Annotated in this window: 17 protein-coding genes and 1 pseudogene; 5 read left to right on the forward strand and 13 right to left on the reverse strand. The window is 60.0% G+C overall.

Annotated elements, in window-relative coordinates; genetic code table 11:
- A pseudogene (locus DNK59_RS32005) lies at window positions 1–282 on the forward strand (hypothetical protein); the annotation flags it as partial.
- On the opposite strand, the gene msrQ reads toward DNK59_RS32005, so the two are convergent.
- The 9 genes from msrQ to mrcB all read right to left on the reverse strand — a co-directional run bounded on the left by msrQ (window position 283) and on the right by mrcB (window position 10269).
- Window positions 283–903, reverse strand: a complete 621-nt coding sequence (gene msrQ / locus DNK59_RS29530; RefSeq protein WP_110725600.1) for a protein-methionine-sulfoxide reductase heme-binding subunit MsrQ — start codon at window positions 901–903, stop codon at window positions 283–285.
- Window positions 903–1916 carry a protein-methionine-sulfoxide reductase catalytic subunit MsrP gene (gene msrP / locus DNK59_RS29535; RefSeq protein ID WP_110725601.1) on the reverse strand — a complete coding sequence of 338 codons (1014 nt, stop codon included), beginning with the start codon at window positions 1914–1916 and terminating at the stop codon, window positions 903–905. The genes msrQ and msrP overlap by 1 nt, the downstream gene beginning before the upstream one ends.
- Before the next feature lie 63 nt (window positions 1917–1979).
- Complete coding sequence (gene pssA / locus DNK59_RS29540) at window positions 1980–2837, reverse strand: CDP-diacylglycerol--serine O-phosphatidyltransferase (protein ID WP_092310075.1); 858 nt, start codon at window positions 2835–2837, stop codon at window positions 1980–1982.
- 146 nt (window positions 2838–2983) lie between these two features.
- Entirely contained in the window at window positions 2984–4000 is a 1017-nt protein-coding gene (gene ilvC / locus DNK59_RS29545) for a ketol-acid reductoisomerase (RefSeq protein WP_007959661.1), read from the reverse strand.
- Between the two features lie 45 nt (window positions 4001–4045).
- Window positions 4046–4537, reverse strand: a complete 492-nt coding sequence (gene ilvN / locus DNK59_RS29550) for an acetolactate synthase small subunit (protein ID WP_016964842.1) — start codon at window positions 4535–4537, stop codon at window positions 4046–4048.
- Between the two features lie 2 nt (window positions 4538–4539).
- Entirely contained in the window at window positions 4540–6264 is a 1725-nt protein-coding gene (locus DNK59_RS29555; RefSeq protein ID WP_042940970.1) for an acetolactate synthase 3 large subunit, read from the reverse strand.
- Window positions 6265–6846: 582 nt separating this feature from the next.
- Window positions 6847–7182, reverse strand: a complete 336-nt coding sequence (locus tag DNK59_RS29560; RefSeq protein ID WP_092310072.1) for a YqcC family protein — start codon at window positions 7180–7182, stop codon at window positions 6847–6849.
- On the reverse strand, window positions 7182–7928 hold the full coding sequence (locus DNK59_RS29565) for a M48 family metallopeptidase (protein ID WP_092310069.1): 747 nt from the start codon (window positions 7926–7928) through the stop codon (window positions 7182–7184). The genes DNK59_RS29560 and DNK59_RS29565 overlap by 1 nt, the downstream gene beginning before the upstream one ends.
- 16 nt (window positions 7929–7944) lie before the next feature.
- Entirely contained in the window at window positions 7945–10269 is a 2325-nt protein-coding gene (mrcB, locus tag DNK59_RS29570; protein WP_110725602.1) for a penicillin-binding protein 1B, read from the reverse strand.
- A gap of 115 nt (window positions 10270–10384) precedes the next feature.
- Here mrcB and DNK59_RS29575 point away from each other — a divergent pair, with 115 nt between their 5' ends.
- The 4 genes from DNK59_RS29575 (at window position 10385) to DNK59_RS29590 (ending at window position 13702) form a co-directional block, all read left to right on the forward strand.
- A complete protein-coding gene (locus tag DNK59_RS29575; RefSeq protein ID WP_110725603.1) occupies window positions 10385–11941 on the forward strand; it encodes a bifunctional aminoglycoside phosphotransferase/ATP-binding protein in 1557 nt (518 codons plus the stop codon).
- 92 nt (window positions 11942–12033) lie between these two features.
- Window positions 12034–12378: a pentapeptide repeat-containing protein gene (locus DNK59_RS29580; protein ID WP_092310060.1), complete on the forward strand. Its 345-nt coding sequence runs from the start codon at window positions 12034–12036 to the stop codon at window positions 12376–12378.
- Between the two features lie 231 nt (window positions 12379–12609).
- Complete coding sequence (locus DNK59_RS29585; RefSeq protein WP_016964849.1) at window positions 12610–12882, forward strand: TfoX/Sxy family protein; 273 nt, start codon at window positions 12610–12612, stop codon at window positions 12880–12882.
- A gap of 13 nt (window positions 12883–12895) precedes the next feature.
- Window positions 12896–13702, forward strand: a complete 807-nt coding sequence (locus DNK59_RS29590) for a Crp/Fnr family transcriptional regulator (RefSeq protein WP_110725604.1) — start codon at window positions 12896–12898, stop codon at window positions 13700–13702.
- 229 nt (window positions 13703–13931) lie between these two features.
- Here DNK59_RS29590 and DNK59_RS29595 read toward each other — a convergent pair whose 3' ends face one another.
- From DNK59_RS29595 to DNK59_RS29610, 4 genes are read right to left on the reverse strand one after another with little or no spacing between them, the layout of a single operon-like run.
- Entirely contained in the window at window positions 13932–14798 is an 867-nt protein-coding gene (locus DNK59_RS29595; RefSeq protein WP_110725605.1) for a ChaN family lipoprotein, read from the reverse strand.
- A gap of 21 nt (window positions 14799–14819) precedes the next feature.
- Window positions 14820–15587, reverse strand: coding sequence for a heme ABC transporter ATP-binding protein (locus tag DNK59_RS29600; RefSeq protein ID WP_110725606.1), 768 nt, complete (start codon window positions 15585–15587; stop codon window positions 14820–14822).
- The gene (locus DNK59_RS29605) at window positions 15587–16624 is read right to left on the reverse strand and encodes an iron ABC transporter permease (RefSeq protein ID WP_110725607.1); all 1038 of its coding nucleotides are present in this window, start codon (window positions 16622–16624) and stop codon (window positions 15587–15589) included. The genes DNK59_RS29600 and DNK59_RS29605 overlap by 1 nt, the downstream gene beginning before the upstream one ends.
- Window positions 16621–17496 carry a hemin ABC transporter substrate-binding protein gene (locus tag DNK59_RS29610; protein ID WP_092310045.1) on the reverse strand — a complete coding sequence of 292 codons (876 nt, stop codon included), beginning with the start codon at window positions 17494–17496 and terminating at the stop codon, window positions 16621–16623. The genes DNK59_RS29605 and DNK59_RS29610 overlap by 4 nt, the downstream gene beginning before the upstream one ends.
- Window positions 17497–17572: the final 76 nt, after the last annotated feature.

A 17572-nucleotide genomic window follows, 5' to 3' on the forward strand; every position in this document is an offset into this window, starting at 1 on the left:
ACTTCAACCACTTGCGCTTTCGATCTCTCGTTAGCGGGAGGCGAATTCTACAGCGTTACACGCTGCTGTCAACACCTCTTTTCAACCGCTTTCGACCGAGAGGATCGAATCGTTAACAAGGCGAAAAACACTGCCTTGCCAACTGCTTCTGGCTTCGATGAACTGAAGCGTAACCGCTGTCGAAAACCGCGTAACTCGTTGAATCTCAAGGAATTTTCCGTTTCGACTGCGCCGGAAGTGGGGGCGAATTATAGACCTGTAGAATCTGCCGTCAACCTTTAATTACGTTTTTGTTGCGGACGGTTGTTTTTTAGCGGCCAGGCGGGGAATACGACGCACCACCGCCGGCACACGCAGCACCAACAGCAGCGCACCTACAGAAGCGTAAACCACCCATTCCTTCAGATCAGCCCGAACGATCCAGAGCATATGCAACAACCCAAGCCCCAGGATGAGATAAACCAGGCGATGCAGCTTTTTCCAACGCGCTCCCAGACGACGCTGACTGTAGCGATTGGACGTCAGCGCCAATACCAAAAGAAGCACGAACCCTAGGCTTCCGACAAAGATATAGGGCCGCTTGCGCAACTCCACGCCCAACTGGGACAAGTCCAACCCCAGAATGAATACCCCATAGGCACTCAAGTGCAGCACTACATAGGCAAAGCACCACAACCCCAGTTGTCGGCGCACAGCTATCCAGCCCGGCCAGCCAGTAAGCTTCTGCATGGGAGTCATGGCCAAGGTAATCAGCAGCAGCACCAACGTCCCCAATCCCAGGCGATCAACCAGCACCTTGCCAGGATCAGGCCCGAGAACCGAGCCCCAAGCCTCATACAGCCAATACAGTGGCCAGATAGCCGCAGCGATAAAGACGCCAATACGCCAGAACGAATAACGCATCAGTAGTTCTTCCGCAGATCCATGCCGCTATATAAGGAAGCGACCTCATCCGAGTAGCCATTGAACATCTGCGTTTCCCGCACATTTGGACTGAACAGGCTGCTGGGCAAACGCCGCTCACGCGCTTGAGTCCATCGAGGATGATCAACTGTCGGATTCACATTCGCGTAAAACCCATATTCATTGACAGCAATACTCTGCCAGGTAGTCTTTGGCTGCTCGTCCACCAAGCTGATACGCACAATAGACTTCACACTTTTGAAGCCATACTTCCAGGGAACCACCAGGCGCAATGGCGCACCATTCTGATTGGGCAACTCACGCCCATACATTCCTACCGCAAGAATCGCCAATGGATTCATCGCCTCATCAAGACGCAAACCCTCAACATAGGGCCAGTCGATCAAGGCAAAACCCGAACGCTGTCCCGGCATGCTCTTAGGATCCTGCAGCGTTTCAAAACGAATGAACTTGGCCTTGCTGGTTGGCTCCACTTGCTTGAGCAGCGCCGAGATAGGAAAGCCTATCCAGGGAATCACCATCGACCACGCCTCGACGCAGCGAAGTCGATAAATACGCTCCTCCAACGAGTAAGGCTTCATGAAATCTTCAAGGGCATAGCGCCCAGGCTTGGCGACCTCGCCGTCAACAACCACACTCCAAGGCTCGGTCTTGAGCGCACCCGCGTTAGCTGCCGGATCACCCTTGTCAGTACCGAACTCATAGAAGTTGTTGTAGTGGGTCGCGTCTTTGAACGGCGTGATCGCCTCATCCTTGACGGTTACGGCTTGCCAGTGAGTGCTCACCAATTTGTCGGAGAACCACGCCGGCGCACGGCCCGGCTCCACATCGGCATAACGCGTCGCATCTTGCGCAGCCGCCCAACGGGGCAAACCGGCGAATGCCAGGCCTGCTACCGCACCGCCCAGCAAACTGCGTCGAGAGAGATAAAGAGATTCTGGCGTGACATCCGACTCATGGCAGTCAGACGCTTTGGGGAATTTGAATAACATGGCAACTCCGCAGCATTGGAGGACAGATGTACCAATAGACTGCGGAGTATGGAGGAAATTACATCACTCGACGCTTTTGCGACGACGCAGGTGCAACAGGTACTGGATCGGACCCGAAGCCGCATAGGCGAGGAACACCAACAGCAGGATGCGGGGTGGATCGCTGAACACCACGGCAAACACCAGCACTACCGCCAGAATCGCCACAAAAGGCACCCGCCCCTTCAGGTCCAGGTCCTTGAAGCTGTTGTACTTGATGTTGCTGACCATCAGCATGCCCGCCGCCGCGACCATCAACGCCACCAGGAACGACATCTTCGATCCCTGAATGCCGTAATCGCTGAAAGCCCAGACAATACCCGCCACCACACCCGCCGCCGCAGGACTGGCCAGACCGATGAAGTATCGCTTGTCGGCGGTTCCCACCTGAGTATTGAAACGCGCCAGACGCAATGCCGCGCCCGCCACATAGATGAAGGCAACCATCCAGCCAACCTTGCCCATATCGCCCAAGGCCCAGCCAAAGGCCAGCAATGCCGGGGCAACGCCAAACGCCACCATATCCGACAGCGAATCGTACTCGGCGCCAAAGGCACTTTGTGTATTGGTCATACGGGCTACGCGCCCATCCAGGCCATCAAGGACCATGGCGACAAAGATCGCAATGGCGGCAAAGGCAAAGTACTTGCTTGCCCCCGCCGCGTCCCCGGCACTCAAGGCGCTCTGGGCACTCATGGAACTGATGATGGAATAGAACCCCGCGAACAGGTTCGCAGTGGTGAACAGATTCGGCAGAAGATAGATACCACGATGCCGGACTTTACGGCCTTCAGCGTCATGCCCTTCTTCGACATGCTCATCGATCGGTAGCAGGCTTTCGGCGTCAGAGGCCTGGTTTGGCTCTTCGGGACGTTCGCTCATGGACAATACCTTGCAACGGTGTGAAAAGTTTCGACAGATACCCAGGGCCGCGATTCGGCCACAAAGGATCCAGCTTTATACCAGAACCTACCCGTCCAAACGAAAAAACGCGGCCTAGGCCGCGTTTTCCCTGACAAGACTCGAACTTAGTTCTTGGCTTTGTCGACGATTTTGTTGGCACCGATCCACGGCATCATCGAACGCAGTTGCTCACCGATGATCTCGATACCGTGAGCGGCGTTGTTACGACGCTTGGCGGTCATCGATGGGTAGCCAGTAGCACCTTCGCTGATGAACATCTTGGCGTACTCGCCGTCCTGGATGCGCTTCAGAGCGTTGCGCATGGCCTGACGGGATTCGGCGTTGATGACTTCAGGGCCGGTCACGTACTCGCCGTACTCGGCGTTGTTGGAGATCGAGTAGTTCATGTTGGCGATACCGCCTTCGTACATGAGGTCAACGATCAGTTTCAGTTCGTGCAGGCACTCGAAATAGGCCATTTCCGGCGCGTAGCCAGCTTCAACCAGGGTTTCGAAACCGGCCTTGACCAGTTCAACGGTGCCGCCGCACAGAACAGCCTGCTCACCGAACAGGTCGGTTTCAGTCTCGTCCTTGAAGGTGGTTTCGATGATGCCGGTACGACCGCCACCCACGCCAGCCGCGTAGGACAGGGCTACGTTCTTGGCGTTGCCGGATGCGTCCTGGTAGATCGCGATCAGGTCAGGAATACCGCCGCCCTTGACGAACTCGGAACGCACGGTGTGACCTGGAGCCTTCGGCGCGATCATGATCACGTCGAGGTCGGCACGCGGAACAACCTGGTTGTAGTGGATAGCGAAGCCGTGGGAGAAGGCCAGGGTGGCGCCTTTCTTGATGTTCGGCTCGATCTCGTTCTTGTACAGCTGGGACTGGAATTCGTCCGGGGTGAGGATCATGACCAGGTCGGCGCCGGCAACGGCAGCAGCAACGTCGGTCACTTTCAGGCCATGGGCCTCAGCCTTGGCAACAGTGGCCGAGCCTTTGCGCAGGCCGACAGTCACGTCAACACCGGAGTCTTTCAGGTTGCAAGCTTGAGCGTGGCCCTGGGAACCGTAACCGATGATGGCAACTTTCTTGCCCTGGATGATCGACAGGTCGCAGTCTTTATCGTAGAAAACTTTCATGAATTTCCCCTATATCAGGCCGTTCCGGCCATTCGCTAATTTGAGTTAGATGCTCAGTACTTTGTCGCCACGGGCAATCCCGGTGACACCACTGCGTACGGTTTCCAGAATCGACGCGGTGCCGATCGATTGAATGAAGCTGTCGAGCTTGTCGCTGGTACCGGTCAGTTGAACGGTATACACGCTAGCGCTGACATCAACGATCTGCCCACGGTAAATATCGGTAGTGCGCTTGACCTCGGCGCGCTGGGCGCCGGTGGCCTTGATCTTGACCAACATCAGCTCGCGCTCGATGTGAGCACTTTCCGAAAGGTCCACCAGCTTCACCACCTCGATCAACTTGTTCAGGTTCTTGGTGATCTGCTCGATGATCTCATCATGACCAACCGTGGTGAGGGTCAGACGCGACAGGGTCGGGTCTTCGGTCGGTGCCACGGTCAAGCTTTCAATGTTGTAGTTACGCTGCGAGAACAGACCGACTACACGAGACAAAGCGCCCGGTTCGTTTTCCAGAAGCAAGGAAATGATGTGCCGCATGATTAAGTACGCTCCGTCTTGCTCAGCCACATATCGCGCATAGAGCCGTCTTTGATCTGCATCGGATAGACGTGCTCGCTGGTATCGACCTGGATATCGAGGAATACCAGGCGATCCTTCATGGCGAACGCTTCTTCCATCTTCGGCTTCAAATCCTTCAGGTCCGTGATACGCATGCCCACGTGACCGTAGGCCTCGACCAGCTTGACGAAGTCAGGCAGCGATTCCATGTAAGAGTGCGAGTGGCGGCTGCCGTAGCTCATGTCCTGCCATTGGCGCACCATACCCAGCACGCCGTTGTTCAGGTTGACGATCTTGACCGGCAGACCGTACTGCAGGCAGGTGGACAGTTCCTGGATATTCATCTGGATACTGCCTTCGCCGGTGACACAGGCGACATCATTATCAGGGAAGCTCAACTTGACCCCCATGGCCGCCGGAAAGCCGAAGCCCATGGTGCCCAGGCCGCCGGAGTTGATCCAGCGATTGGGCTTGTTGAACTTGTAATACTGCGCCGCGAACATCTGGTGCTGGCCCACGTCAGAGGTGACAAAGGCATCGCCCTTGGTCACTTCGCACAGAGTCTCGATCACCGTTTGCGGCTTGATGATGCTGCCGTCGCCCTTGTCGTAAGGGAACAGGCCACGATCACCGCGCCACTCGTCGATCTGCTTCCACCAGCTGGCGACCGTGTCTTTATTCGGGGTCTCGCCGATTTCCTTGAGTGCCGCGACCATTTCAGTCAGGACACTTTCCACAGGACCGACGATAGGCACATCGGCCTTGATGGTCTTGGAGATGGAAGCCGGGTCGATATCCACATGGATGATCTTGGCGTTCGGGCAGAACTTCGGAGCACCGTTGATAACCCGGTCGTCGAAGCGCGCACCAACGGCCAGGATCACGTCAGCGTGGTGCATGGTCAGGTTGGCGGTGTAGCTGCCGTGCATGCCAAGCATGCCGACGAACTGCCGATCGGTACCAGGGTATGCACCCAGCCCCATCAAGGTATTGGTCACTGGCAGATTGAGCATCTTGGCCAGTTCGGTCAGCGGTGCGGAACCGCCACCCAGGATCACACCGCCGCCTGCATAAAGAACAGGACGCTTGGCCGCCAGGAGCATTTCTGCCGCCTTGCGGATTTGCCCGGAGTGACCGCGAACAGCTGGGCTGTAGGAGCGCAGCTTGGCTTTCTTGGGAAAAACGTATTCGAACTTTTCAGCCGGGTTAGTCATGTCCTTGGGGATATCAACCACCACCGGACCTGGACGACCTGATTGCGCCAGGTAGAACGCCTTCTTCATGACTTCCGGGATTTCCGAAGCGTGCTTGATCATGAAGCTGTGCTTCACGATCGGCCGGGAGATACCGATCATGTCGGTTTCCTGGAACGCGTCGGTACCGACCATGGTGCTAGGCACCTGACCGGAAATGATCACCATTGGAATCGAGTCCATGTAGGCGGTGGCAATACCGGTAATGGCATTGGTCGCGCCCGGGCCAGAAGTCACCAGTACCACACCGGCTTTACCGGTGGCACGGGCATAACCGTCAGCCATATGGGTTGCCGCTTGTTCGTGACGAACCAGGATGTGGGTCACTTCCGGCTCTTTGAACAGGGCATCGTAAACATGAAGGAGAGCACCACCCGGGTACCCGTAGATATATTTGACGCCTTCGTCACGCAAAAAGCGGACGAGCATCTCACCGCCAGATAAAAGCTCCACGTTGTTCACCTCTAAAACGCCAGAATACCGCCCTCAAAAGGGAGCGGGTCTTAATAGGTTTACTTCTCAGCAGAGCATGAGCGACGGTGGTCGCCGACTACGTCAGCACTGACTGAGCAAGTATTGGGAGCGCCCCAAAGTGTTGCGGGGTTTTCCCACCCAGCGCGAGGTAACGCGTTGCGGGTGTAGCACTTCGGCGCGGATGTGCGCCTCATGATCTGCTGAGTGGGTCTGCTTCTGGCAGTCCCTCTACAGCGGACTTTGGATTCTTCTGTTTCGTCCTCTTCAAGTCAAGTCGTCTATGTAGTTAATTCGAACTAAGCGCATGAGAACGCAAGAAAAAACTCAAAACCGGCAACTCTCTGCGCTTCAATTGCGCAAACTTCAGCAAGCTTCTCAGAAATACGAAGCCGGACTTTCGCCTGTGCCCTATTGCCAGATTGCCACGCACCGTATTGAACGACATCGCGAGAGCAGCGCGCAGGAAAGAACACGCCTGTTGAAGGGGCGGCCTATGACGTCAGGAACGGGGGTGCAAGAGAGGAAAAGCAGCGACTGCCAGGCATACCTGGCAGTCGTGATTCAGCGGGTAGCGACGATGAGTTGATCAAACTCTTTGAGCAGAACTCGCAACTGCTGGTCGCGCCCCTGCATCGGGCGAGTGGAGAACACCATCTCAGCCATTTCCTGGATACCGGAGGCGTTGGGCAACGGCAAATCCTGCTCCAGGATCACCTTCATGCGCGGCAGGAAGATCCACTGCAGCCATTGCTCGAACTCCAGGGTGTCCACGGCAAAAGGCTGAGTGCTGGCCAGCGCTTCAGCGCTGGGCACAGCCTCGTCCCACAGGCCCTGAACACGCAATTCACGCTCAATCAGCAGCAACTGCTCGGCGATCTTCGGAAAGCGCTCATCCATCACAGCGAGACTCGGGCTTTCTGCCGCGCCTGGGCAGCACCGGCGGCATCACCTTGCTTCTCCCGCGCCTGGGCAATCAGCTCCCACAAGCTAGCCTGCAGATCGGGGCGGCCATTGGCGAAGCTCAGGCCACGGCGGGCGAACTGTTCAGCCTGGGGAGCATCGCCCTGGGCCATGCGCACCTGTGCCAGACGGTAGAGCACCTGGGGCTCGCGCGGCGCGACACGCTGTGCACGCTCCAGACTGGAGGAAGCACCATTCAGATCGCCACTGGATTGCTGTTGCTGAGCCGTGGTCAGCAGCGCCAGCACGGGCCCGTCCAATTGCTCATCAGCCGACAGACCACCAGCCCGGGCCGACGGAATCCCGCTCGGCGTCGAAGGCATGTTGTAGGTGCCCTGATTGATCGGTGCCGACTGATAACCGCCACCCTCCACCGGCCCCGGCGTAATAGGCCCGGAAGTCACAGGCCCCGGAGTGATCGGCGAGCTGCTGATCGGCGCCGACGCGGTTGCGCCGCCACCTGGGACCATCACCACCACCCCGGAATCTTCCGGAATGGCCCGAGCCTGAGCCTGCGCCGGACGCTTGATGGTCGTCTGGCGAAAGCCGCCGGTGGCGGAAATCCGCTCGCTGTTGGACACGGTAGTACCGGAGTCCACGACGGGAATGGAGCCGCGCTGCACACTGGCGCAACCGTTGAGCAACGCCAGAGCTGTAATAGCTGGAACCCACCACTTGTTCACGTCAAACCCTCATCGCTTAGTTCATCCAGCCCTTGACCCAATCCATCACCGAATCGCTACCTGCCGGGGTTTCACCACCGCAAGAAGCACCGGGAGGCGGTTCGCTGCCGCGAATATACGGCATCTGCACAGCACCCGGACAGTTGGCATCGGAGCCCTGCCCGGTACGCGAATCGACCCAGGCCTGCACCACGTTGTCCGGCTGCGGCATGTCCAGCGGCAGCGGATCGGCCTTGCGCATGAAACTGGTCCAGACCTGCAGGGCGCCCGTGGCACCGGTGAACGGTGTCTTGCCGTTATCGTCACGGCCCAGCCAGACCACCGCCAGCAGATCCTGGCTGAAACCAGCGAACCAACTGTCACGCGAGTCATTACTGGTACCGGTCTTGCCCGCCAGCGCCAGGGTCTTGGGCAACACGTTGTACACCGAGCTGCCCGTGCCTTCGCGCATCACGCGTTGCATCGCGCTCTGAATCAGATAGATCGAACCGGCATCGAAGCGCTGCTGGATCTGGAACGGATAACGCTTGAGCGGCTCGCCCTCGGCTGTCAGCACGCTGCGGATCCCGCGCATGGGCGTATTGAAGCCACCGTTGGCCAGGGTCTGGTACATGGTCGCCACTTCCATCGGACTCAGGCCACCGGCGCCGAGCAGCATCGACGGAAACGCCGGGAATTCACGGGTCACACCCAAGCGTCCAAGGGTCTTCAGAACGTTCGGCACACCGACTTCCAGCCCGAGTCGAGCGGTGGACAAGTTGTAGGAATGAGCCAGCCCCTGGTACAGGAAAATCGTGCCATGGGAGCGTCGATCATAGTTCTGCGGCTTCCATACCTGGCCATCAGCGCCCTTCACCGAAAACGCCTCATCGGAGAGCCAACTGGTCAGGGTGTACTGGCTGGGTTTCTCCAGGGCCGTCAGGTAAACCGCCGGCTTGATCAACGAGCCGATCGGTCGCACTGCGTCCAATGCCCGGTTGAAGCCGGCGAAACTGGCTTGTCGACTGCCGATCATGGCCTGGACCTCACCGGTTTCCGGATTGGTCACCACCATGGCGGCCTCGACATCCTCCGCCCCCTTGCGCCCGGCCAGACGCTTGAAGGTGTCGTTGACCGAGGCTTCGGCCTTCATCTGCAGGATCGGATCGAAACTGGTGAAGATTCGCAGGCCTTCCTCGGTCAAGTCTTCGTCGCGGTAGTCTTCACGCAACTGACGCTTGACCAGATCAAGGAAACCGGGGAACGAGCTGTCCGCCAGGCTGCCGCGCTTGGTCACGCCAAGCGGCATCTTCTTCGCTGCTTCCACCTGTTCGGGTGTAGCCACGCCCTGCTGCGCCAGCAAATCGAGCACCAGATTGCGTCGCTCCAAGGCACGTTCCGGGTAACGCCGCGGGTTGTAGTAGGAAGGCCCTTTGACCATCCCTACCAACAGCGCCACCTGATGCAACTTGAGCTCGGACAACGGCTGGCTGAAGAAGAACTGGCTGGCCAGACCGAAACCGTGCACCGCACGCTGACCGTCCTGACCGACAAACACCTCGTTGAGATAGGCCTCGAGAATCTCCCGCTTGTCGTAATGCAGCTCCAGCAACAGCGCCATCATCGCTTCGTTGAGCTTGCGCGACAGGCTGCGTTCGTTGGTCAGGAAGAAGTTCTTCACCAACTGCTGAGTCAGAGTACTACCGCCCTGACGCATCTGCCCCGACGAGGTGTTGACCCAGATCGCGCGGGCAATCGACTTCGGCGATACGCCAAAGTGCGAATAGAAATCACGGTCTTCCACCGCCACCAGGGTTTCCAGCAAATAGGGCGGGACCTGATCGATCTTGATCAGGATTCGATCTTCAAGGTTTTTCGGATACAGGCCACCGATCAGCAACGGCTCCAGACGGACCACCGCCAACTTGGCTCCCTTGCTGCCGGAAAGCTCCGCCACATAGTCGCCCGAGAAACGCACACGGACCGCTTGCGCCTGCTCCAGTCCCTCGTAGAACTGGAAGCCACGGGTGTTCAAGTCGACGGTATTGCCACTGACCGCCGCAGCGCCGGGACCGTTGGCCACACTCTCGCGACGGTAGCCCAAGGCATCGAGCTCCGTCAGGAAGTCTTCCTTGCTGAGCTTTTGTCCGACGAACAGCTCAAGCGGCCGGGCATAGACCTTGGCCGGAATGGTCCAGCGCTTGCCGGAGAACTTTTCCTGGACCACGGCATCGAGGTAAACCGCAAAGCCGGCGAGCACCACCAGACCAACCAGGCTGAGCTTGAGCGCCCAGCCCAGCCAGCGGCGCAGGCCACCAGAGGGAGTTTTTTTAGCGGAACGGGGGGATCGGGTACGAGTCATGGCGGCGGATTATACGCACTTTATTCATCCTCAACATGCGCCACCCGAGGTTTGCGTTACCCCTGCCAACCGCCATAATGACGCCCTCGATTTTCCCGACTCTGAAGGATCGCCTGTGAGCCAGTCACTGATCGCCGCCCTGCAAAACCCCGCTCTGTATCCTCATCCCGTTGAAGGGTTTCAGGTCATCGAAACCCACATCTCCTGGGTACTGCTCACCGGCCCCTTTGCCTACAAAGTGAAAAAGCCGGTCAATTTCGGTTTCCTCGACTTCACCAGCCTCGAGTCCCGCGAGCATTTCTGTGGCGAAGAGCTGCGCCTGAACCAGCGTCTGACCCAGGACCTGTACCTGGAAGTCCTGCCGATCACCGGCAGCGCCGAAACCCCTGAGCTGGGTGGCAGCGGCCCGGTCATCGAATACGCGCTGAAAATGCGCCAGTTTCCACAAAGCCAACTGCTCAGCACCTTGCAGGCCAATAGCGAACTGACCACCGCGCACATTGACGAGATGGCGCAACAGATCGCTCAATTCCATCTCAGCGCCCCGCAAGTCCCGGCAGCACACGAAGCCGGTACACCAGAAAGCGTGATGGCCCCCGTGCGCCAGAATTTCGAACAGATCCGTCCGTTTCTCAGCGACAAGGCCGACCTGCTGCAACTGGAAGCCCTGGAAGCCTGGGCAGAAACCAGCTTCGAACGCCTCAAGCCGCTGCTGGCGCAACGCAAGAGCGAAGGTTTCATCCGTGAGTGCCACGGTGATATCCACCTGGGCAACGCGACCCTGATCGACGGCAAGGTGGTGATCTTCGACTGCATCGAATTCAACGAGCCCTTCCGCTTCACCGATGTCTATGCCGACACCGCTTTCCTCGCCATGGACCTGGAAGACCGTGGCCTGAAAAGCCTGGCACGGCGCTTCATCAGCCAGTACCTGGAACTGACCGGCGACTACCAAGGCCTGGAACTGCTCAATTTCTACAAAGCCTATCGCGCCCTGGTACGCGCCAAGGTCAGCCTGTTCAGCCTGCCTGCCGAGGCCACTCCCGTGCAGCGCGCCACCACCCTGCGTCAATACCGCAACTACGCCAATCTGGCGGAAAGCTACAGCACCATCCCTTCGCGCTTCCTGGCCATCACCTCGGGCGTCTCGGCGGTGGGCAAAAGCCGTGTGGCCATGCGTCTGGTGGAAGCCCTGGGCGCCATCCGCCTGCGCTCCGACGTCGAGCGCAAGCGTCTGTTCGGCGAGCAGCAGGTACCCAACGATCCCCACGCCGGCATCTACAGCACTGAGGCCAGCAGCGCCACCTATGCGCGCCTGCATGAAATCGCCGAGACCATCCTGCGCGCCGGCTTCCCGGTCGTGATCGATGCAACCTACCTCAAGCGCGCCCAGCGGGATGCAGCGGCCAAGGTCGCCGAAGCCACCGGCACGCCGTGCCTGATCATCGACTGCAATGCGCCAGAAGCGGTGATTGCGAGCTGGCTGGCGCAACGCCAGGCCGATCAGAACGATCCGTCCGATGCGACCCTGGAAGTGATTGCGACCCAGCAAGCCACTCGCGAGGCCCTGACCGACGAAGAACTGCTGCGCAGCAAGCGCATTGAAACCAACGAAAGCGGCAGCCTGGATGCCCTGGTTGCCAACATCCGCCAGCGTCTGCCTGGCCTGTAAGCGCTAATTTCAGCCGTGAAGTGCAAAGACTTCACGGCTGAAAAACAGTGGCACTATACTGGCGTCATAAATCCAACACTGGTGACGTCGCCATGAGCCAACCGAAACTTCTGGATACTCCGCTTTACGCCCTGCTGCATAAGGACGATATCGTCGGCTTCAACCGCGAGCGTCCAAAGGATCGCCCCATCGACATGCGTGGTGGCGACTTTCGCGGCCTCGACCTGCGACAGTTGAACGCCCAGGGCATCGATTTCACTGACGCCTACTTCCGTTCCGCCGATCTGCGCGGCCTGGACCTGCGCAATGCCACCATGGAAGGCGCCAGCCTGGCCCATGCACAGATCTCCGGTGCCTACTTCCCGGTCGAACTGACGGCCGATGAAATCCTCATGTCGGTCAACTTCGGCACCCGACTGCGCTACAACACCCGCTAAAGTCCCCTGCAATCGTTCTGTCCGGCGCCTTGCTGTGCGCCGGACTGTGGACCATCCCCGCTCTTCCCCTCCCCCCGGCACAATGCCCGCATACACCCGCCCATCGCGCCTTGACCGCACTGCCTTAGAAGCATTTGCGCCAAACCCGACCAACGAACAGCGCATTTTCTACTGAGCGCTACACTCCTGAGAGGCTGCCCACTCACCATTCGGCCATCGCCAGGAGGCTTAATGAATGATGAACTGCAACACCTGAAGAACCTTGGCAAGACATCGGCACAGTGGCTGCATGCAGTGGGCATCCACAGCGCATCGGACCTGCGCCGCCTGGGCGCGGTGGACGCATACAGGGCTGTACGCACCCGGGGTTTTCGGGCCTCGAAAGTGCTGCTGTACGCCATCGAAGGCGCGTTGATGGACATGCACTGGAACGAGCTTCCCGCCGAACGCAAAGAGGCGCTGAACAAGCAATTGGACGCCATATCCTCTCGTCACAAGAACTGACTGGCAGAACCTTATGTATCTGATGGGGGAGCAACCGGCCTACGCCGATGCGTTGATCAACCGACTGCAAAGTATCCCGGCCCAGTTGCTGGAGGGCCTTTCGCCCTGCGGTGCCACGCTGGACGTTGAACCTGTGGCGGATCTGTCGGGCCTCTTGCCCGAGCATCAGTTGTTCCTGCTGGCCAGTGGCGTGATCCAGGCCAGCGTTGAAGAGCGTCCGCTGTTCTACCTGCATGAAGGCGATCTGGTAGGACTGCGGCGGGGTGTCGAACACCCTCAGTACCGACTGGGCTGCGATGTACCACTGAGCCTGACGCCCTATTTGCGGACCGAGGTGTTCCGCCATATCTACGCTGACGAACAGCGCTCGGAATGGCTGCTGCAGTACCTGATCGGCCAGACCGCCCTGCTCTGCGATGCGATAGCCCGCCTGAAGCCGCCCGAGTTGCGCAGCAACAACGGCTTCAAGCGGGTGGAGCCGGGAGAAGTACTGATTACCCAGGGGGATGAAGCCGATCACGTGTTCGTAATTCTCGAAGGCCATGCCGAGGCCTTTGTCGACGGGCACAAAGTGGGCGACGTGCCCAAGGATGAGATCTTTGGCGCCATGGCGGTCTTCACCGGAGAAAAGCGCAGTGCCAGCGTCATTGCCAATGAACCGAGCACAATCATGCTGATCCCCAAGGAGCACTTTCTCAGCCTGACGCAGAGCAATCCGCGCATCGCTCACAGCCTGATCGAAAGCATGGCCCGCCGCATTGACCTGCTGAACAAGGAAGTGACCCGCCTGATGGCCTTGAACAGCCATGCCCGGGAATAGACTCACCGAGAATCCAAACGGGCGTTTGACAAAAATGCGCAGGAACTGAAAAAGCCCGGTTGACTTCGAAATGAGAATCGTTATGATTATCACAACTGGTCGCGAGATCAGTCGATAAGCTGAAAGACCAGTGGTTCGGACTCTCAGATTATCTCCTCATCAGGCTAATCACGGTTATTTGACCCGGCTCTTGCCGGGTCTTTTTTCGCCCGTGAAACAGCACCGCCGATCAGGGTTTCAGTTGCGCGCAATAATCCTTGGCTGGCTGAGGCGGCGTGTACCAGACATAGTCCGCCGCGGCAGCGGGCACACTGCTCCCGCGCTCCGCCAGGAGCAACACCACGACTGGCCGGCGCAGGTCCAGATCAGCCATGTGCAGAGGCACCCCAAGGTCACGGCGCCCATGAAAGGCCCCCGCCAGCAACATGGCCGGTACCGGCGCCGCCAGCAATCGCTCGGCCATGCGCCGATCCCGTTGCTGCTGCACCGCCAACATCGCCGGCACCTGGGCCTCAGGCAGCAAGCCACAGTGGGATTCACGAATCTGCGCCGACAACGCCTGGGTCACGGACGAGGCATTGCTCTGCATGCCACCAAGAACCGGCACCTGGGTATAGATCCGGCGTATTTCCTGTCGATCCAGATTGGCTGCCAACAAGGGATAAGGCTGCTTCAGGGCATAGCTCACCACCGGCCCGTAGAGCCCCCAATCCCAACCCGGCTGCCAGGCCAACGCCTTGATCAGGTCATCAGGCAAGCGCTGCCCGGCCGCCTCACGCTTGACCTTGTCGACGCCGGGCTGCTGATCGGGATTGAGCATCTCCAGCAACAGGCTGCCCTGAGGGCGCTCCTGGGCCAGCGAGCGCAGTAGCCAAAGCTGCAAAACGTGATGATCGGCATTGTCGTGCTGCTCGCCGACGATCAGCCGGGGCGCTCGCGCCAGGCGCTCGACCAATTCCCCCGGACTCAGCGCCTGCCCCGTGCGCAGATCAAGAATGCTGCCCGGGTCCGGCACCACGGGCGGCGGCGCAGGCTCGCGGCTAACGTGACAAGCCGCGAGCAACAGGGCTGACAGCACAAGCGGCAGGGTACGCATCAAGGCTCTCCGTGTTACGGGTCAACGGGCAATGATCAGCGGGTGCCCACGCTCAGGGTGTTTCTGTACCAGGACCTCCAGGCCAAAGACCGCCTTCAGCGGCTCGGGTCGCAGCACTTCGGCCGGCACGCCCAGGGAATGGGGGTGCCCGCCCTCCAGCAGCAGCACCCGATCACAGTAACGCGCCGCCAGATTCAGGTCATGGAGAATGATCAGCACCGCGACACCCCGATCGGCGAATGCCCGGACGGCCTGCAAGGTCACGTGCTGGTGCAACGGATCGAGGGCCGAAGTCGGTTCGTCCAACAGCAAATGATGCCCGGCCTGGCCTGGCCACAATTGCGCCAGGACCCGCGCCAGATGCACCCGCTGACGCTCGCCCCCCGACAACGCCAGGTAGCTGCGCCCTCGCAGATGAGCCACATCGGCGGCCTCCAGGGCAGCGTCGACTATCTGTGCATCCCGCTCACGGCCGCTGTGATGAGGCAGGCGCCCCAGCGCCACCACTTCCTCGACCCTAAAAGCAAAATCCAGACTCGACGCCTGGGGCAATACCGCCAGACGTTGCGCCCGTGCCGCCCCCGGCCATTGCGCCATCTCCTGCTCATCCAGCAACACCCGTCCCTGATGCGCCGTCAGCTCGCCGCTCAGGGCCCCAAGCAGGCTGCTTTTACCGGCACCATTGGGGCCCAGCACCCCCAGCACTTGCCCGGGCAGAAGTTGCAGATCGATCCCCACCAGCACCTCTTTATCCCCGCGCCGCACATGCAGGTTCTCGACTCGCAACATCAGGCACGCCCTCGCAGCAAGAGGTAGAGAAAGAACGGAGCGCCGATAAAGGCGGTGACAATGCCAATGGGCAACTCGGCCGGCGCCAGCGCCAGGCGCGCCACCAGATCGGCCAGCAGCAACAGACTGGCCCCCGCCAGGATCGATGCCGGAAGCAGGGTTCGGTGATCCGGCCCTGACAACAGACGCACCAGATGGGGCACCACCAGGCCCACGAAACCGATCATGCCTGCCGCGGCTACCGCGGCGCCCACGCCCAGGGCGGTGCAGAACACCAGCTCCCGCTTGAGCCCTTCGACATCAATGCCCAGGTACCTGGCCTCTGATTCGCCCAGCAGCAGTGCATTCAACGCCTTGGCCCTGCGGGGCAGCCACAGGGCCACCAGCACCGTCACCAGCAACAACGGCCACAGGCGCTGATAACTGGCACCGTTAAGACTGCCCAGGTTCCAGAAGGTAAGGGTACGCAAGGTCGCGTCATCGGCCAGGTAGGTGAACAAGCCCACCGCCGAACTGGCCAGGGCGGTCAGGGCGATCCCCGCCAGCAGCATGGTCGCCACGTGAGTCTGGCCATTGCGCCGGCCCAGGCGATAGACCAATGCCGTGACCCCAAGCCCGCCGAGAAAGGCACAGAGCGAAAGCAGGTAAGGCGCGATAGATTCCGCCACGCCGCCGAACATCGAGCCGCCAACAATGGCGATTGCCGCCCCTAATGCCGCCCCACTGGATACGCCCACCAACCCGGGATCAGCCAAGGGGTTGCGAAACAGCCCCTGCATGGCCACGCCGGACAGCGCCAGCACCCCGCCCACCGCCAGACCGAGCAGGGTCCGTGGCAAGCGGATCTGTCCAAGGATCAACTCTGCCTGCTCCAGCCCCTGCCCATCGATGGGTAACCCGATCAGGCGCAAGGCGGCACGCAAGGTATCGATCAAGGGCAGGCTGACCGGCCCCAGCGCCAGGGACAGCCAGATAGCCAATACACACAGGGCGCCAAGCCCGAGAAACAGCGTTCGAGGTTTGACCAGGCGGCTCATGGGGCAGGCTTGGCCTGAGGATAGAAGGCCGCCGCCAGGCGTTTCAGACTATCTGGCAGACGCGGCCCCAAGCCGCCCACCAGCAAGGTCGGATCCAGCTCCACCACCCGCCCAGCCTTGGCCGCGGCAGTGGAGGCCAACACCGGACTTTCCTTGAACAGCGCAACGCGGGCCGCATCGCCACTCAGGCTGCGGTCGGAGAACACCAGCACCTGAGGATTCAGTCCCGCCAGGGATTCCGCCGAAAACGGCTTGTAACCGCTATGGGTCGCCAGGTTGCGCGCGCCGGCCTGTTGCAACAGCCAGTCGGCGGCCGTGTCCTTGCCGGCGATCAGCGGCTTGCCTCCCGCGTGCCCCAGTAGCAACAGCACTCCAGGCGCCGCCTGCTGTTCCTGCACTTGTGCAATCCAGGCCCGCTGTTGCTCAAGACGCTGTTGATAGGCGCTGAACAATTGCCCGGCCTGGTCCTCGCGCCCCAGGAGTCGCCCCAACTGGCGCAGGGTGCGTTGCAGGGTCGGCAGGTCGGCTTGAGCAGAAAACAGCTCGACCTTGACCCCGGCACTGCGAATCTGCGCAAGCACCGGCGGCGGGCCCATTTCTTCAGTCCCCAGCAGAATATCCGGGCGCAGACTGAGAATGCCTTCCGCCGACAGCTGCCTTTGATAGCCGATGCTCGGCAAGGCCTTGAGCGACTCCGGGTGCTGACTGGTGGTATCGACCCCCACCAGCTTGGGCTCCGCCCCCAGGGCCACCACCCACTCGGACAAGGCGCCCCCGGCACTGACCCAACGCTGCGGCAACTCCTCGGCGGCGGCCCACGGGCTCACCAGCAGTGCGACCCAGAACGCGAGGGCGCTGGCACTCAGGCGCATAAGTAGATTTCCTTTGATAGCAGTGAGGCCCGCGAAGCGACTGTCCGTGTGACATGCCAGACTGAGCTGGCATCGA

It is taken from the genome of Pseudomonas sp. TKO26 (assembly GCF_003225665.1).
Classification (GTDB): Bacteria; Pseudomonadota; Gammaproteobacteria; order Pseudomonadales; family Pseudomonadaceae; genus Aquipseudomonas; species Aquipseudomonas saponiphila.

What these genes read in the sequence shown, in the direction of transcription:
- DNK59_RS29595 (WP_110725605.1), bottom strand. Translation starts at nt 14,798, where the DNA reads ATGCGTACCCTGCCGCTTGTGCTGTCAGCCCTGTTGCTCGCGGCTTGT.
- ilvC (WP_007959661.1), bottom strand. Translation starts at nt 4,000, where the DNA reads ATGAAAGTTTTCTACGATAAAGACTGCGACCTGTCGATCATCCAGGGC.
- ilvN (WP_016964842.1), bottom strand. Translation starts at nt 4,537, where the DNA reads ATGCGGCACATCATTTCCTTGCTTCTGGAAAACGAACCGGGCGCTTTG.
- DNK59_RS29610 (WP_092310045.1), bottom strand. Translation starts at nt 17,496, where the DNA reads ATGCGCCTGAGTGCCAGCGCCCTCGCGTTCTGGGTCGCACTGCTGGTG.
- pssA (WP_092310075.1), bottom strand. Translation starts at nt 2,837, where the DNA reads ATGAGCGAACGTCCCGAAGAGCCAAACCAGGCCTCTGACGCCGAAAGC.
- msrP (WP_110725601.1), bottom strand. Translation starts at nt 1,916, where the DNA reads ATGTTATTCAAATTCCCCAAAGCGTCTGACTGCCATGAGTCGGATGTC.
- DNK59_RS29580 (WP_092310060.1), top strand. Translation starts at nt 12,034, where the DNA reads ATGAGCCAACCGAAACTTCTGGATACTCCGCTTTACGCCCTGCTGCAT.
- DNK59_RS29585 (WP_016964849.1), top strand. Translation starts at nt 12,610, where the DNA reads ATGAATGATGAACTGCAACACCTGAAGAACCTTGGCAAGACATCGGCA.
- DNK59_RS29600 (WP_110725606.1), bottom strand. Translation starts at nt 15,587, where the DNA reads ATGTTGCGAGTCGAGAACCTGCATGTGCGGCGCGGGGATAAAGAGGTG.
- msrQ (WP_110725600.1), bottom strand. Translation starts at nt 903, where the DNA reads ATGCGTTATTCGTTCTGGCGTATTGGCGTCTTTATCGCTGCGGCTATC.
- DNK59_RS29605 (WP_110725607.1), bottom strand. Translation starts at nt 16,624, where the DNA reads ATGAGCCGCCTGGTCAAACCTCGAACGCTGTTTCTCGGGCTTGGCGCC.
- DNK59_RS29590 (WP_110725604.1), top strand. Translation starts at nt 12,896, where the DNA reads ATGTATCTGATGGGGGAGCAACCGGCCTACGCCGATGCGTTGATCAAC.
- mrcB (WP_110725602.1), bottom strand. Translation starts at nt 10,269, where the DNA reads ATGACTCGTACCCGATCCCCCCGTTCCGCTAAAAAAACTCCCTCTGGT.
- DNK59_RS29560 (WP_092310072.1), bottom strand. Translation starts at nt 7,182, where the DNA reads ATGGATGAGCGCTTTCCGAAGATCGCCGAGCAGTTGCTGCTGATTGAG.